The organism is Paraburkholderia flagellata, assembly GCF_021390645.1.
Lineage (GTDB): Bacteria > Pseudomonadota > Gammaproteobacteria > Burkholderiales > Burkholderiaceae > Paraburkholderia > Paraburkholderia flagellata.
On record NZ_JAJEJT010000001.1, the window covers coordinates 2,514,303 to 2,529,918 of the forward strand.

General features: G+C 65.8%; 12 protein-coding genes and 1 pseudogene. 5 read left to right on the forward strand and 8 right to left on the reverse strand.

Annotated elements, in window-relative coordinates:
* Positions 1-12 precede the first annotated feature (12 nt).
* Entirely contained in the window at positions 13-960 is a 948-nt protein-coding gene (locus tag L0U83_RS11290; protein ID WP_233882713.1) for a sugar-binding transcriptional regulator, read from the forward strand.
* A 120-nt stretch (positions 961-1,080) separates the two neighbouring features.
* On the opposite strand, the gene L0U83_RS11295 is transcribed toward L0U83_RS11290, so the two are convergent.
* The 6 genes and pseudogenes from L0U83_RS11295 to L0U83_RS11320 all read right to left on the reverse strand — a co-directional run bounded on the left by L0U83_RS11295 (position 1,081) and on the right by L0U83_RS11320 (position 7,105).
* On the reverse strand, positions 1,081-2,190 hold the full coding sequence (locus tag L0U83_RS11295) for an ABC transporter ATP-binding protein (RefSeq protein ID WP_233882720.1): 1,110 nt from the start codon (positions 2,188-2,190) through the stop codon (positions 1,081-1,083).
* 39 nt (positions 2,191-2,229) lie between these two features.
* Entirely contained in the window at positions 2,230-2,916 is a 687-nt protein-coding gene (locus L0U83_RS11300) for an HAD family hydrolase (protein WP_233882722.1), read from the reverse strand.
* A gap of 12 nt (positions 2,917-2,928) precedes the next feature.
* Positions 2,929-3,723, reverse strand: a pseudogene (locus tag L0U83_RS11305) (carbohydrate ABC transporter permease); the annotation flags it as partial.
* A gap of 71 nt (positions 3,724-3,794) precedes the next feature.
* A complete protein-coding gene (locus L0U83_RS11310) occupies positions 3,795-4,718 on the reverse strand; it encodes a carbohydrate ABC transporter permease (protein WP_308445031.1) in 924 nt (307 codons plus the stop codon).
* Between the two features lie 164 nt (positions 4,719-4,882).
* A complete protein-coding gene (locus L0U83_RS11315) occupies positions 4,883-6,217 on the reverse strand; it encodes an ABC transporter substrate-binding protein (RefSeq protein WP_233882726.1) in 1,335 nt (444 codons plus the stop codon).
* A gap of 84 nt (positions 6,218-6,301) precedes the next feature.
* On the reverse strand, positions 6,302-7,105 hold the full coding sequence (locus tag L0U83_RS11320) for an L-iditol 2-dehydrogenase (protein WP_233882728.1): 804 nt from the start codon (positions 7,103-7,105) through the stop codon (positions 6,302-6,304).
* A gap of 330 nt (positions 7,106-7,435) precedes the next feature.
* Here L0U83_RS11320 and L0U83_RS11325 point away from each other — a divergent pair, with 330 nt between their 5' ends.
* The 3 genes from L0U83_RS11325 to L0U83_RS11335 are packed head-to-tail and all read left to right on the forward strand — an operon-like array spanning position 7,436 to position 10,187.
* Positions 7,436-8,422: a metal ABC transporter solute-binding protein gene (locus L0U83_RS11325; RefSeq protein ID WP_233882730.1), complete on the forward strand. Its 987-nt coding sequence runs from the start codon at positions 7,436-7,438 to the stop codon at positions 8,420-8,422.
* Positions 8,423-8,446: 24 nt separating this feature from the next.
* A complete protein-coding gene (locus L0U83_RS11330; RefSeq protein WP_233882731.1) occupies positions 8,447-9,412 on the forward strand; it encodes a metal ABC transporter ATP-binding protein in 966 nt (321 codons plus the stop codon).
* Entirely contained in the window at positions 9,405-10,187 is a 783-nt protein-coding gene (locus L0U83_RS11335) for a metal ABC transporter permease (RefSeq protein ID WP_028205927.1), read from the forward strand. Before L0U83_RS11330 ends, L0U83_RS11335 begins: the two co-directional genes overlap by 8 nt.
* Positions 10,188-10,275: 88 nt before the next feature.
* Here the strand turns inward: L0U83_RS11335 and L0U83_RS11340 are convergent, their stop codons facing one another.
* Complete coding sequence (locus L0U83_RS11340; RefSeq protein WP_233882733.1) at positions 10,276-11,766, reverse strand: xylulokinase; 1,491 nt, start codon at positions 11,764-11,766, stop codon at positions 10,276-10,278.
* A gap of 609 nt (positions 11,767-12,375) precedes the next feature.
* On the opposite strand from L0U83_RS11340, the gene L0U83_RS11345 reads away from it, so the two are divergent.
* Positions 12,376-13,827 carry a nucleobase:cation symporter-2 family protein gene (locus L0U83_RS11345; RefSeq protein ID WP_233882735.1) on the forward strand — a complete coding sequence of 484 codons (1,452 nt, stop codon included), beginning with the start codon at positions 12,376-12,378 and terminating at the stop codon, positions 13,825-13,827.
* Positions 13,828-14,080: 253 nt separating this feature from the next.
* On the opposite strand, the gene L0U83_RS11350 is transcribed toward L0U83_RS11345, so the two are convergent.
* Entirely contained in the window at positions 14,081-15,616 is a 1,536-nt protein-coding gene (locus tag L0U83_RS11350; protein WP_233882737.1) for an efflux transporter outer membrane subunit, read from the reverse strand.

A 15,616-nucleotide genomic window follows, 5' to 3' on the forward strand; every position in this document is an offset into this window, starting at 1 on the left:
CCGACCAACACCGTGCCCAAGTCCACCGAAAAACTCGATCTCGCGACCCGCGCCGCCTGGCTCTACTACGTGGCCGGCAACACCCAGAACGAAATCGCCGAGAAGCTGCAGGTGTCGCGCCCAGTCGCACAACGCCTCGTCGCGTTCGCGGTCGAGAAGAACCTCATTCGCGTGCGCGTCGATCACCGTCTCGCCGATTGTCTCGCGCTCGCCGATGCGCTTTCGAAGCGCTATGGCCTTTCGGTCTGCGAAGTGGTGCCCGTGGACAACGACACGCCCGAAGAAATCGACCGCAAGCTCGCGGTAGCGGGCGCGCAGGTGATGGAGCGCTACCTGACCGAAGAGCGGCCGATGGTGGTGGCCGTGAGCAGCGGGCGTACGCTCAAGGCAGCCGTCGATCAGATCGCGCAACTGGAGCGGCCGCAGCATCGGCTCGTTTCGATGGTGGGCGCGATCGCCCAGGACGGCTCGTCGAACCGCTACGACGTCGCGCTGCATATCTCCGAGAAAACGGGCGGCAAGCACTTCCTGCTGCCCGCGCCGCTCATCGCCGACAACGAGGCCGAGCGCGCGCAATGGTGCAATCACCGGCTCTATCGCATCGTCGAATCGCTTTCGGGCGAGGCCGATGTTGCGTTCGTGGGCATCGGCAACATCGGCGAGCATTGCCCGCTGCACGAGGACGGCTTCATCACCTCGGAAGAAGTGCGCGAACTGATGGGCCAGGGCGCCGTGGCCGAGATGCTCGGCCTGCCGATCGACGCGGCCGGCAAGCGCGTCGATTCACCCACGGGCCGCCGCGTGACGAGCGTGTACCTCGATTCGCCGCCGCGCCGCCCGACCATCGGTTTCGCAGGCGGCGCGCGCAAGCGCGAAGCCGTGATCGCGGCGCTCAACGGCGGCTGGCTCTCCGGGCTCGTCACCGACGAGTTGTGTGCGCGCGCAGCGATCGAACGCTAAAACCTCGCAGGGCGAAAAAAAGCCCGCTCTAAAAGCGGGCTAACAAAGGCAACCTCAGGTACCTCGCCATACGAACACCGCCTCACGCTTCGAGGCGGTGCGTGCAGCAAGCCAGTGAAATCACGCAGCCAGTTGCTGCGCGAAGCGACGCTCGAACGCGAGGCCCTCCGCGTTGAAGAGATGGCAATGATCGGGCGTCGAGCCCACCTTGAACGCCTCGCCGCGCTCGTGGCGCTCCAGCGGCGGAATGCGCGCGATCAGGCCATCGGGCGCAACCGGGCATTCGGCATAGAGATAAGCCGCGTCGCCAAGCGACTCGACCGTCATCGCCTTCGCGCTCACGCCTTCTGCGCCCGTCATGATGTGCAGATGCTCGGGGCGGATGCCCACCGTCACCTTGTCGCCTTCGCGCGCAGTGCCCGGCTCGACCGCCACCTTCTGCGTATCGCCCGTTTCGTAGCGCACGACGATGCCGTCGCTCTCGATTCTCTGCACCGTGCCGTCGAGGAAGTTCATCTTCGGCGAGCCGATGAAACCCGCCACGAAGCGATTCGCAGGCGCGTGGTACAGACGGTTCGGACTGCCGACCTGTTCGACGTTGCCCGCGGAGAGCACGACGATCTTGTCGGCGAGCGTCATCGCTTCGACCTGATCGTGCGTCACGTAGATCATCGTCGTCTTGAGTTCGTCGTGCAGACGCGCGAATTCGAGGCGCATCTTCACGCGCAGCGCGGCGTCGAGGTTCGAGAGCGGCTCGTCGAACAGGAACACCTTGGGCTTGCGCGTGATCGCGCGTCCGATCGCCACGCGCTGGCGCTGGCCGCCCGAAAGCTGCTTGGGCTTGCGGTCGAGCAGATGATCGATATGCAGGATCTTCGCGGCGTTCTTCACGGCCGCGTCGATCTCGGGCTTCTTCGCGCCCGCGAGCTTCAGGCCAAACGCCATGTTGTCGTAGAGCGTCATGTGCGGATAGAGCGCGTACGACTGAAACACCATCGCAATGCCGCGCTTGGCCGGGGGCACGTCGTTCATGCGCGTGCCGTCGATCATCAGGTCGCCGCCGCTGATGTCCTCCAGCCCCGCGATCATGCGCATGAGCGTGGTCTTGCCGCAGCCGCTCGGGCCCACGAACACGACGAACTCGCCGTCGCCGATATCGAGGTTCACGTCGCGCAGGACCTCGTTTTCGTCGTAGCGCTTCAGTACGTCTCTGAGAATCACGCTTGCCATGATATGTCTCCGTATCTGTCTAAATCTGCCTAAGTCGGTTCAGTTTGAACGCGTTTGCGCCTTGTTCATCCATTGCGCCACCCGTGCAGGCAGCGTGGTCATGTCGTCGAAGATTTCGATTGCACCCGCTTCGCGCAACTCGTGCGCGTGCGCGTCGCCGCCCACGTGCGTGCCACCCACGAAGCCGAGCACCGTCATGCCGGCCGCGCGCGCCGCACTCACACCCGTCACGCTGTCCTCGACCACGAGGCACGCGGCGGGCGAGACGTCCATGCCCTGCGCCGCCGCGAGGTACACATCGGGCGCGGGCTTCGGTCTGGCGACGATATCCGCGCAGTACACACGCCCGCCAAAGAAGCGATCGAGCCCGTTGCGCGCCAGCACTTCACGCACCACCGCCGTATAGCTGTTGCTCGCGCAGGCCTTGGTGAGCGCCACGGCTTCCAGCGCGGCGACGACGCCCGGGAACAGCGGTGCCTCACGCGCCTCCGCCTCCGCGACCACGCGAATCACATCGACGTCTGCTGCGCTCAGGCTGCGCCCGAGTGCCTCGCCCGCGCCGCCCAGCACGCGCTCGATTCGTTGGCCGAGCAGCGGCATCACGACCGGCGCCGCGTCCACACCGGGCCAGCGCGCTTCGAGTTCGCGCACCAGCACGCGGGCCGCCACGGCTTCGCTGTCGATAAGCACGCCGTCGCAGTCGCAGATCAGGGCTTGAATGGGCATCGCGTGGTCCATTTACTTGACTGCACCGAAAGTAAGGCCGCGTACCAGCTGCTTCTGCGAAAGCCAGCCGACGATCAGCACCGGCGCAACCGCCAGCAACGACGCCGCGGAAAGCTTCGCCCAGAAAAGGCCCTCGGGACTCGAGTACGAGGCGATGAACACGGTAAGCGGCGCGGCGTTCGAACTGGAGAGGTTGATGCTCCAGAACGCTTCGTTCCACGAAAGAATGATCAGGAGCAGTGCGGTGGAAGCGAGGCCCGGCACCGCCATCGGCATGAGCAGATAGACGATTTCCTGCCAGGTGGCCGCGCCGTCCATGCGTCCGGCTTCGAGAATGTCGCGTGGAATCTCGTTGAAGTACGTGTAGGCCATCCACACCGCGATCGGCAGGTTGATGAGCGTATAGACGATCACGAGCCCGGACACGGTGTCGAGCAGCCCCGAGTTCTTCCACAGCAGATAGATCGGCACGAGAACGCCCACCGAAGGCATCATCTTCGTGGAGAGCATCCACAGCAGGACCTTCTGCGTGCGCTGGTTCGGGAAGAACGCCATCGAGTAGGCCGCGGGCACGGCGAGGATCAGGCAGGCGATCGTCACGCCCGCCGAAATCAGCACCGAATTCCAGGCGAACGCGAAGTAGTTGCTGCGCGCGAACACTTCGCGGAAGCTGTCAAGGGTCGGCAGGAAGAAGATCGTCGGGACATAGGCCTGCTGCTCGGTCTTGAATGCCGTGATCGTCATCCAGAAGATCGGGAAGAACAGCGCGATCGCGATCAGCCATGCGAGCAGCCCCGGCACGACGCGCCCGAGGAACTCCAGCGGAGACGAACGGTTGACCGCGTGGGGCGATTGCGCGGGCGTAGCAGTAATCTGGCTCATTTTTCGTACTCCCCTTTGAGGTTGCGCGCGAGCATGCGCACGAGGAAGAACGACACGATGTTCGCAAGCACGACGGCGAGAATGCCGCCAGCAGAAGCGATGCCCACGTCAAATTGCTGCAGGCCCATCGAGTAGATCAGGTAAGTGAGGTTGGTGGTCGCGTTGCCGGGACCGCCGCCTGTGGTCGTGTAGATCTCGGCGAAGATCGAGAGCAGAAAGATGGATTCCATCATCACGACAACGGCAATCGCGCGCCGCAGGTGCGGCAGCGTGATGTAGAAGAACAAGGCGATGGGGCCCGCGCCGTCGATCTTCGCGGCTTCCTTCTGCTCCTGGTCGAGCGACTGGATCGCCGTGAAGAGAATGAGGAACGCGAACGGCAGCCATTGCCAGGCCACGATCATGATGACTGCGGTGAGCGGATAGACGGCGAACCAGTCGATCGGCGTCATGCCCATGGCGCGCATCGCAATCGCCACGAGACCGTACACCGGATGCAGGATCATGTTCTTCCAGATCAGCGCGCTCACCGTGGGCATCACGAAGAACGGCGCGATGGCAAAGAGGCGCGCCACGCCCTGGCCAATGAACTTGCGATCGAACAGCACCGCCATCAGCACGCCGCCGACCACGGTGATCACGAGCACCGCCACGATCAACTCGATGGTGTGCACGATCGACGGCACGAACGAGGGATCTGTGGCGAGGAACCTGTAGTTGTCGAAGCCCGCGAATCCCTTGAGGTCGGGGTTCAGCAGGTTGTATCGCGTGAACGAATACCAGATCGTCATCGCGAGCGGGATCGTCATCCACAGGAGCAGCACCGCGACGGACGGCGACACGAGCCAGCGCGACGCCGAGCGGCGCGATTCGACGTGCTGCGGTTTCTGTGGCGTGCGCGCTCGATTGAATATAGGCATGGGGAGATGGAGATGACGCATGAGGACCACCCTTCTCGGTTGCGCGCCTGCTCAGGCGCAGGCGCGGCATCGGCTTCGCGAGGGTGCGCGCCGCGCCGGGTGGCCCGGCGCGCGCTCGCGCTGCTACGCTGGCTGCTCGAACATCGCAGCCTTACTTCTTGCGCTTACTTCTGATACCCGGCTTGCGCCACGGCGCGGTTGGCAGCGGCGTTACCCGCAGTGAGAGCCTGATCGACGCTCATCTGCCCGGCCACCGCGCCCGCAATGCTCTGGCCCACGACAGTACCGAACGACTGGAACTCAGGAATCCCGACGAACTGGATACCCGTGTAGGGCACCGGCTTCGCGGTCGGATGGGTCGGATCGGCGGTCTGGATCGCCTTCAGCACGAAGTCCGAGAACGGCGCGGCCTTCTTGTACTCGGGATTCTGGTACGTCGAAATCCGCGTACCCGACGGCACCGAAGCCCAGCCCTCGTCCTGCGCGACCATCTGCACATACTCTTTCGAAGTGGCCCATTCGATGAACTTCTTCGCGGCGTCCTGCGACTTCGACGACTTCGGCACCGCCAGCGCCCACGACCACAGCCAGTGCGCGCCATTGGGCGTAGCTTCGGTCGGCGCGGCCGCGAAGCCGATCTTGTCGGCCACCTGCGACTGCTGCTTGTTGTAGAGAATGCCCGCGGCCACCGTGGCGTCGATCCACATTGCGCACTTGCCCGAGGACATCAGCGTGAGGTTCTCGTTGAAACCGTTCGAACTCGCTCCCGGAGGGCCGTCCTTCTTCAGCATGTCCACGTAGAAGTTCACGGCCTTCTTCCACTCGGGCGAGGTCAGCTGCGCCTGCCACTTCTCGTCGAACCAGCGGCCACCGAAGGTGTTCGCGACCGTCGTCACGTACGCCATGTTCTCGCCCCAGCCGGCCTTGCCGCGCAGGCAGATGCCATACGTGCCGGCCGACTTGTCGGTGAGCTTGTCCGCAAAGTCGCGGATCTGGTCATAAGTCGGCTGCTCGGGCATCTTGAGGCCCTTCTTGTCGAACAGGTCCTTGCGGTAATACGTCATCGAGCTTTCGACGTAGAACGGCAGCGCGTAGAGCGTGCCGTTGTACGAGAGGCCGTCGCGCGCGGTCTTCACCACGTCGTCGAGATCGTAGCTCGCGGGCAGGTTCGTCATTGGCACGATCCAGCCGCGCTTGCCCCATTGCGGCGCCTCGTAGGTGCCGATCATCATCACGTCGAACTGGCCGCTGTTGGTCGTGATGTCGGTGGTCGCGCGCTGGCGCAGCACGTTTTCTTCGAGAATCACCCAGTTCAGCTTGATGCCCGGATTGGCCTTTTCGAACGCCGGCGAGAGCTTCTTCAGCTCGATCATGTCCGGGTTGTTCAACATGGCGATCGTGACGGTCTGCGCGTGAGCGGCGCTGGCCGCGGCGACGAGTGCACCCGCACTCACCGCTCGACTTAGGCACTTTGCGGCGGTCTTCATTGCTGGCTTCATGACGTTGTCTCCTTGTTCGTTGCGTTATGTCTTGCTGCAGCCATGCTGCTGTCGTGATGCGTTGTGCAAAGGTTGCGGGAAAGGTCAGCTCATCCAGTTTCCGCCGTCGACGTTGAGCGTCTGCGCAGTGATGTAGTCGGCGTCGGCAGAAGCGAGAAAGAGCGCTGCGCCCGTGAGATCCTCGGGCAAGCCCATGCGCCCGAGCGGCACGGCCTCGCCCACGAGGCGCTTCTTTTCGCCGGGCTGGCGATGCTCGTAGCGCGCGAAGAGCGCGTCGACCTGCTCCCACATCGGCGTGTCGACCACGCCCGGCGCGATGCCGTTCACGTTGATGCGATGCGGCGCCAGCGCGAGCGCCGCCGACTGCGTGTAGCTCAGCACGGCGGCCTTGGTTGCGCAGTAGTGCGAAACGAGCGCTTCGCCACGGCGGCCCGCCTGCGAGGACATGTTGATGATCTTGCCGCCCTGGCCCTGCTCGACCATGCGGCGCGCCACGGCCTGCATGAGGAAGAACATGCCCTTCACGTTCACCGCGAAGAGGCGGTCATACACGTCCCAGGATTCGTCGAGGAGCGGGCGCATGTCGAAGAGCGCCGCGTTATTGAAGAGGATGTCGATGCGGCCAAACCGCTCGACCGCGCTGAGCACGATGCGCTCGATGTCCTCGCGGCGGGTGACGTCAGCGGAAATCGCGAGCACGCGCTCGGGGTACGCAGCGGCGAGCGTTGGAGCGACGGACTCGGCGGGCTTCACGTCGACGAGCACGCAGCGCGCGCCTTCGTCCAGGTAGCGCTGCGCGACCGCCTCGCCAATGCCGCTCGCCGCGCCGGTCAGCACGGCTACCTTGTCCTGCAAACGTCCTGCCGCTGGGGTCGCGGTGTGTGCCACAGGTTGTCTCCAATTTTCGTTCGTGCGGGGCGCGCCCGGCAGGCACTCCGAGGGAGCATCTGAGCGATCGCCCGACATGTGAGCATTTGCTCTGTCGTTGATCGAATGATCGGATACGAGTCGGAGACTGTCAAGGCGAACAAACGCGATCGGACGACATTTCGATGGTGCGACGCGCAAGCCTCGGCTGGCTGCGGCCCGCGGATCCGGCCCCTTGACCGGATGGCGAGCTGACTCGCCAAGTGAAGTGATACGTTATATCATCTCGCCTTCGCGAGACTGACGCTCCCGCTTCCGCTTTCAGGCTCCCTTATCAACAAGGATAGAACCATGATCACGTTGACCCACGCGACCAGCACGCCACGCCCTGCTATTGCAGGTACGCGCCGGGGCTTCGCGCTCGCGCGCTTCGCGGCCGGGCTCGCGCTCGCGCTGGGCACCGCGTTCGGCGGCGCGAGCGCGGCCATGGCGGCGCAGCAGGCTGGCAGTGCCGCCATTGCTGTCGTTGCTGCGGAAAACTTCTACGGCGACGTCGTCAAGCAGATCGGCGGCAATTACGTGGATGTGACGAGCATCCTGAGCAACCCCGACCAGGACCCGCACCTCTTCGAAGCGAGCCCGAAGACCGCCCGCGCGCTCCAGAATGCGCGCGTAGTTGTCTATAACGGCGCCGACTACGACCCGTGGATGACGAAGCTGCTCGGCGCGACGGGCGGTGGGAAGAGCGCAAACAACCGCACGACGATCATCGCTGCAGACCTCGTCGGCAAGAAAGCGGGCGACAATCCGCACCTCTGGTACGACCCGAAGACCATGCCCGCAGTGGCGCGCGCCGTGAGCGCCGCGCTCGGCGCAGCGGACCCCGCGCACAAGAGCGTGTACGATGCCAACCTGGCAACGTTCCTCGCCTCGCTGCAACCGGTCGACGCCAAGGTCGCGGCGCTGCGCGCGCGCTACCTGGGGCAGCCCGTCACGGCGACGGAGCCGGTGTTCGGCTATATGTCGGATGCGATCGGCCTCGACATGCGCAACCTGCGCTTCCAGCTCGCGACGATGAACGACACCGAGGCAAGCGCGTCGGACATCGCCGCGTTCGAGCGCGACCTGCGCGAGCGCCGCGTGCGTGTGCTGATCTACAACAGCCAGGCGACTGAGGCGCTCACGCGGCGCATGCTGGCGCTGGCGAAGCAGTCGAAGGTGCCGTCCGTGAGCGTGACCGAGACACAGCCGGCTGGCGTGAACTTCCAGCAATGGATGCTCGTGCAGCTCGACTCGCTCGACAAGGCGCTCGCAGCGGGGACACCCGGGCAACACTAACCGTATTCAGCAAGGACAGATGTCATGACCGGGGCCGGCCCTTCGCCCACCGATATCGCTTCACAACACCATGCACAGCACAACGGCGCGCACCGCGCGCCCACGCCTGTGCTCACACTCGCGGGCGTGACGCTCTCGCTTGGCGACCGCACGATCCTGCGCGACGCGAACTTCGCGGTGAACCAGGGTGAATTCATCGGTGTGCTCGGGCCGAACGGCGCGGGCAAGACCACGCTCATGCGAGCCATCCTCGGCCTCGTGCCGGCCTCGCACGGCGCGATTCGCGTGCTGGGCGAGCCGGTCGCGCGCGGCAACGCGAAGATCGGCTACATGCCGCAAACGCGCACGGCGCTCGCGAGCCGCCGCGTGCGCGGCCGCGACTTCGTGGCGATGGCCGCCGACGGCCACCGCTGGGGCCTGCCGCGCTCCGACGCCGCAACGCGCGCCGACGTCGCACGCGTGCTCGATCTCGTGGGTGCGACCGCGCTTGCGGATCGCCCGCTTTCGGAGCTATCGGGCGGCGAGCGCCAGCGCCTGCTGCTCGCGCAATGCCTGCTCGGCGACCCGAAGCTGCTGCTGCTCGACGAGCCGCTCATCAGCCTCGATCCGCACCATCAGCGCGGCGTGGTCGAACTCGTGCGCCGCGTGCAGCGCGAGCTTGGCATTGCGGTGCTGTTCTCCGCACACGAACTCAATCCGCTGCTCAACGCGCTCGATCGCGTGCTCTATCTCGGCAACGGCGTGGCCGCGCTCGGCAGCGTGGATGAAGTCATCACCGCGCCCGTGCTCTCCCGTCTCTACGGCTCGCCTATCGACGTGATCCGCATGAAGGGCCGCATCTTCGTGATGTCGGGCGACGTGGAGGTCGAAAAGCACGACCACGAGCATGAGCACGACCATGGCCATGACCACGGCGGCCACGGCCACGCGCACGGCCATGGTCACGGCAGCAACAACGACAACACACACGGCCACACGCACGATGCTTGAATACGATTTCATGGTGAACGCCTTCGCGGCGTCGGGCATCGTCGCGGTGCTCGCGGGCGTGGTGGGCTATTTCCTCGTGATGCGCGGCCAGACCTTCGCGGGCCACGCGCTTTCGCACGTGGGCTTCACGGGCGCCACGGGTGCCGTGCTGCTGGGTGTTTCGCCGATGTGGGGCATGGTGGGCTTCACGCTCGCCGCGGGTGTTTCGATGGGTGCGCTCGGCGAAAAGCTCGCGGGCCGCGATGTGGCCATCGGCGTGATTCTTTCGCTCGCGCTCGGCTTCGGCCTGCTGTTTCTGCACTTTTTCACGTCGTATGCGACGCAGGTCACGGCGCTGCTGTTCGGCAACGTGCTGGGCGTGAACCGCGAGACGCTCGGCGTGCTCGCCGCGCTCGCCGTGGCGAGCCTCGCGGCGCTGGCCGCCATCATGCGGCCGCTGCTGTTCGCCTCGCTGCAGCCCGAACTCGCCGAAGCGAAGGGCGTGTCGCTGCGCGCGGTTTCGATGCTGTTCCTCGCCATCGCCGCGCTCGCGGTGGCCGCGTGCACGCAAATCGTCGGCGTGCTGCTCGTCTTTACGCTGATGGTCGGTCCGGCCGCCGCCGCGCAAAATCTCACCACGCGCCTTTCCACCGGCCTCGTTCTGGCCGCGCTGCTCGCGCTCGTGCAAGCGTGGCTCGGCGTCACGCTCGCGTTCTACACCGACTGGCCCACCAGCTTCTGGATCACCGCGCTCGCCGCGCTCGTCTACGGCGCGAGTCTGATCGGGCGTCGCTAGAACGTTGTGCGCGCATAAAAAAGGCGTTGCCCTTCGCGGGACAACGCCTTTTTGCTTTTACGCCTCGCGATGATGTCGATACGCCTCATCACGATGCCGGTGGGAACCAGGTTCGAACGCGGCCATACAGATCGATGAAGCGCGCATAGCGCTGCGTGAGCGCGGCGTCCTCACGCGGCGACGCCACTTGCGTCGCGGCCGGCGCGAGCGCCGCGAGGTCGCTCATGCGCCAGTGCCCGCACGCGAGGCCGCCGAGCATCGCCGCTCCGCGCGCCGCTGCGTTCGGGCAGTCGATCGCGTAGAGGTCCGCGTCGAGCGTGTCGGCGAGCATCTGACGCCAGCGCGCGTCCACCGAGCCGCCGCCCGCGAGCTTGAGCGTGCGCACACTGCGCGCATCTCGCGTGGCTTCATTGGCAACTGCGTCGGCAACTGCGTGTGTGCTGCGCACGGCGTCGAGACCCGCACGCAATGCGAATGCCACGCCCTCGAACGCCGCGCGCATGAGCGTGCCGCGCGAGTCGCCAAGAGAAGCGCCCAGCCAGCCGCCGCGCGCCGCAGGGTCGAGCCACGGCGAGCGTTCTCCGCTCAGGTAAGGCAGGAATGCAAGCGTCGCCGAAGGCGACACGGCGAACGCGTCCGCATAAGCCGAAGCCCAGTCGTAGGCCAGCCAGCCGCGTGCTGCTTCGAGGGCCACGCCCACGTTCTGCATGGCGGCCATGGTGTACCAGCCGCCCGTGGCCGAGCGGTAGCGATGCAGCCCGCGCCGCGTGGGTGGCTCGCTGCGCGCGGTCACGACGATCTGGCCGCCGGTGCCCGTGGTGAGGAGCGCGTCGCCTTCGTCGGCCAGACCGCTGCCGAACGCGGCGCAAGGCGTGTCGCCCGCGCCCGTCGCGAGCACGATGCCGGCGGGCAGCCCGAGCGCTTGCGCGGCGGCTGCGCTTAGCGCACCGCTTGCTTCATGCGATGCGGCCAGCGGCGCAAACCAGCGCGCCGGCAATCCCAGCCGCTCGATCAGCGCGAAATCCCACGCGCCATCGGGCGCGGCAAGCGCGGTCGCGCACGCGTCCGAGGGATCGGCCTTGAGCGCGCCACCCAGCGCCACGCGCAGCCAGTCTTTCGGCTGCAGCGCCCAGCGCGCGGCTTGTGCGACTTGCGGCTCGTGCTGCAGGACCCAACGCAGCAGCGGCCCCGCCATGCCGGGCGCAACGGGATTGGGCTGCGGATGCTCTGGGTCGTCGGGCCACGCATCGAGCAGCGCATGCGCACGCGTGTCGGGCCAGAGCATCGCGGGGCGCAGCGCGCGGCCCGCTTCGTCGGTGAGCACGACGCCATGCATCTGCCCGGAGAAGCCGATGGCACGCACTGCGGCGCGCTCGCTCTCAGGCAGTCGCGCGCAGGCCGTGACGAGCGCGTCCCACCAGCGATCCACGGCGATCTCGGCCCAGCCGGGCTGCGGCGTTTCGAGCGCGTACGCCACGCTCGCGGCGGCACGCTCGACGCCGTCGCCATCGATGATGCCTAGCTTGAGGGAACCGGTGCCGAGGTCGATGCCAAGAAAACGCGTCTGCGATGGGCTCATGGGAAACGGTGTGCGAGGTGTGCGAGGAAGGGAAAAGCCATCATACCGGCGCAACGCGCGGCGAGAAGCACGGTGCGGAATGCACGTTAAGCAGGGTTTTCAAACGTGCCTCGAACCCGCGCGCAACACCGCCGATTTCGATGCAAAAACCACACATTCGCGGGTTAACCCGGCGGGCGTGCGCGCGATGCAAAATGGCTCACATGCCGCATTCGAAATAGAGTTCATAACGACGCAGCCATATGTGACATAGCCCGCTGGTCTTGGCCGGTCTGCGCTCGATGCGCCCACACACGTTCGTTATGGGCGTCGTGCCGCCACGCCCGCGCCTCAGCGTCCACCGCGCGAGAGCGTTCAACCGCCGCAAACAGGGGCGTACGCGCCTTGCGTCGCCGCAAGCAGGGTTCGAAGCGGCGCTCGCCGAAGCCGCCATCAAGCTGCCGCGCGCGGCCCATGCACGCTGATCGCGCCCTTATGTCGTCTCTCTATCGCTACCGGCGCATATCGCCCCCGGAAAGCACGGAATAGTCCCCAGCGGTCTTGTTGCATATTTTCTTACCGCATACCTTGGAGGCCATATTCTTAAACGAAGAGACGGAGACAGACGACATGCAAGCCAAGGGCATTGAGGACCAGGCCGCCCAGCGGTCTGGCCAGAAGCAGGTGCACCCCTGCGACGAGCGCCTGCCGTTCAGCCAGTTGCTGACACTCGGCATCCAGCACGTGCTCGTGATGTACGCAGGCGCGGTCGCCGTGCCGCTCATCGTCGGTGGCGCAATCGGGCTGCCCAAGGACCAGGTCGCCTTCCTCATCAGCGCCGACCTGTTCGCCTGCGGCATCGCCACGCTGATCCAGACGCTCGGCCTGTGGATCTTCGGCATTCGCCTGCCCGTGATCATGGGCTGCACGTTCGCCTCGGTCGGCCCGATGATCGCCATCGGCACCAATCCGTCGCTCGGTCTGCTCGACATCTTCGGCTCGACGATCGCGGCGGGTGCGATCGGCATCGTGATCGCACCGATGATCGGCAAGCTGTTGCGCTTCTTCCCGCCAGTGGTGGTGGGCACCGTGATCGCGGTGATCGGCCTCTCGCTCATGGAAGTGGGCATCAACTGGGCCGCCGGCGGCGTGGGCAACCCCGACTACGGTAACCCCATCTACCTCGGCCTCTCGCTGCTCGTGCTGATGCTGATCCTGCTCATCAACAAGTTCGGGCGCGGCTTCATCGCCAATATCTCGGTGTTGCTCGGCATCGTCGCGGGCTTTGCCATCGCGCTTGCGCTTGGCCGCGTGAATCTCGAAGGGATGGCCAGCGCGCCGTGGGTCGGCATCGTCATGCCGTTTCACTTCGGCATGCCGAAGTTCCACATCCTGCCGATCGCGACGATGGTGATCGTGATGTTCGTGACCTTCATCGAATCGACGGGCATGTTCCTCGCCGTGGGCGACATGGTCGAGCGCCCCGTCGATCAGGCCACACTCGTGCGCGGTCTGCGCGTGGACGGTCTTGGCACGTTGATCGGCGGAATTTTCAACTCGTTCCCGCATACGTCGTTCTCGCAGAACGTCGGCCTCATTGGCGTGACGGGCGTGAAAAGCCGCTATGTGTGCGCGATGGGCGGCGTGATTCTCGTGCTGCTCGGCCTCTTTCCGAAGATGGCGCAGATGGTTGCCTCGGTGCCCGCCTTCGTGCTGGGCGGTGCGGGCATCGTGATGTTCGGCATGGTGGCGGCGAACGGCATCAAGGTGCTCTCGCGTGTGGACTTCGTGAAGAACCAGCACAACCTCTTCATCGTCGCCGTGAGCGTGGGCTTCGGCCTCGTGCCGGTGGTGTCGCCGCACTTTTTCGCCAAGCTGCCGCCCGCGCTCTCGCCGCTGCTCCATAGCGGCATCCTGCTCGCTTCGGTTTCGGCGGTGGTGCTGAACCTGATCTTCAACGGCGCGAAGAGCGAGAAAGCCGCCGAGCGCGCCATCCGCCGCGCTGGGCACGATCTCGAAGGCCGTCCCGCGGAACAAGCGCCGGATGCGGGCCATGAAATGCCGCGCTCGGCCGCGCATTGAGCTCATCGAATTGAATTGAACGTATTGAGTTGACGCGAGAGGTGCCCCGCTCGCAGGTGTCCATCTACACACACATGCGGGAGGGGTCTTTTGCTGGTTCGGCGCCATGGGCAACCATGGCGCTTTTTTTTGCCCGGCTTTTCGCCCCGCTTTTCGCCCCGCTTCTTGCCCCGCTTCTTGCCCTTCTAACGCTCAAAAAAAAACGCCACGGTCTCCCGTGGCGTTCTCGCTTCTGATCCAGAAGCCTGGCGCGTTACCCGGCCGTCGCAGCCGAAGCCGCCACCGGCGCGCTGGCCGCGCCGTAGTCGACCGGTGCATCGGGCTCACGCGGCGTCTCGCCCGCGTGCTCGATCCAGCCGCCACCCAACGCGCGATACAGATCGACGAGGTTGGTCAGCCGCGCGAGGCGCGCCGTGACGAGCGACTGCTGCGCGGTGTAGAGGCTCGTCTGCGCGGCGAGCACCGGCAGATAGCTGTCCACACCGTTCCTGTAGCGCAGCTCGGAAAGCGTGAGCGAGCGCTGGTTCGCGAAGGTGCTGCGCTCGAGCGCCGCGATCTCCTCGTCGTAGGTGCCGCGTGCAGCCAGGCCGTCGGCCACTTCGCGGAACGCTGACTGGATCGACTTCTCGTAGCTCGCGATCTCAATGCGCTTCTCGACATTCGCGAGTTGCAGGTTCGCAACGTTCGAGCCGCCTTCGAAGATCGGCAGCGTGATCTGCGGCACGAAACTCCACGCCGCCGTGCCCGCCTTGAAGAGCCCGCCGAGCGAGAGGCTTTCAGTGCCAAACGCCGCCGTGAGCGAGATCTTCGGGAAGAACGCCGCACGCGCCGCGCCAATGTTGGCGTTTGCCGCGAGGAGCGATTCCTCGGCCTGCATGATGTCCGGACGCCGCGTGAGCAGGTCCGACGGCAGTCCTGCCGGAATGTCGTTGAGCAGGGTCTGGCCGTCGAGCGGCAAGCCTTGCGGCAGATCCGCCGGCAGCGGCTCGCCAATCAGCAGCACGAGCGCGTTCTCGGCCTGGGCACGGGCACGCAGTTGCGCCTGCAAATTGGCCTGTGCGTTCTCGACCACCGTTTGCGCCTGGCGCAAGTCAAGCTCGGTGCCGGTGCCCGTTTCGAACTGCGCCTTCGCGATGGCGTACGAGTCCTGCGCCGTCTTGAGCGTTTCCTGCGTGACCTTGAGCAGGTCGTCGTCGGAGAGCATGGTCAGGTACTGGTCCGCGACTTCCGACACCAGCGTGATCTCCGCCGCCTTGCGTGCATACGCCGTCGAGAGGTACTGCGCCAACGCCTGGTCCTTCAAGCTGCGGATGCGCCCCCAGAAGTCGAGTTCCCACGACGCTTGCACGCCCACGTTGTAGACGCTGTACGGATTGTTCGGTGTGGTCTGGAGGTCACGGGGCACGCGCGTGCGCGTGTCCGTGGCCACACCGTTGATCGCCGGGAACAGCTCGGCGCGCGCGATCTGATACTGCGCGCGCGCCGCCTCGACGTTGAGCACCGAGACGCGCAGGTCGCGGTTGTTCTTCAGCGCGATGTCGACGAGCTGCTGCAGGCGCGGATCGACGAAGAACTCGCGCCAGCCGATGTCGGTCGCCGGCGCGCCGTTGGCGCTCGGGGCAGCCTGGCCGTTCTGACCATTCGCGCCCGCAGCGACCGGCTGCGTCGCGTAGACGCCGCCCTGCGGGAAGCTCTGCGACACCGGCGCTTCGGGCCGGTGGTACCACGGCTCCATCGTGCAACCCGCGAGGACGGTGGCGGCCACTGCAATTACGGATAGTTTATGCAT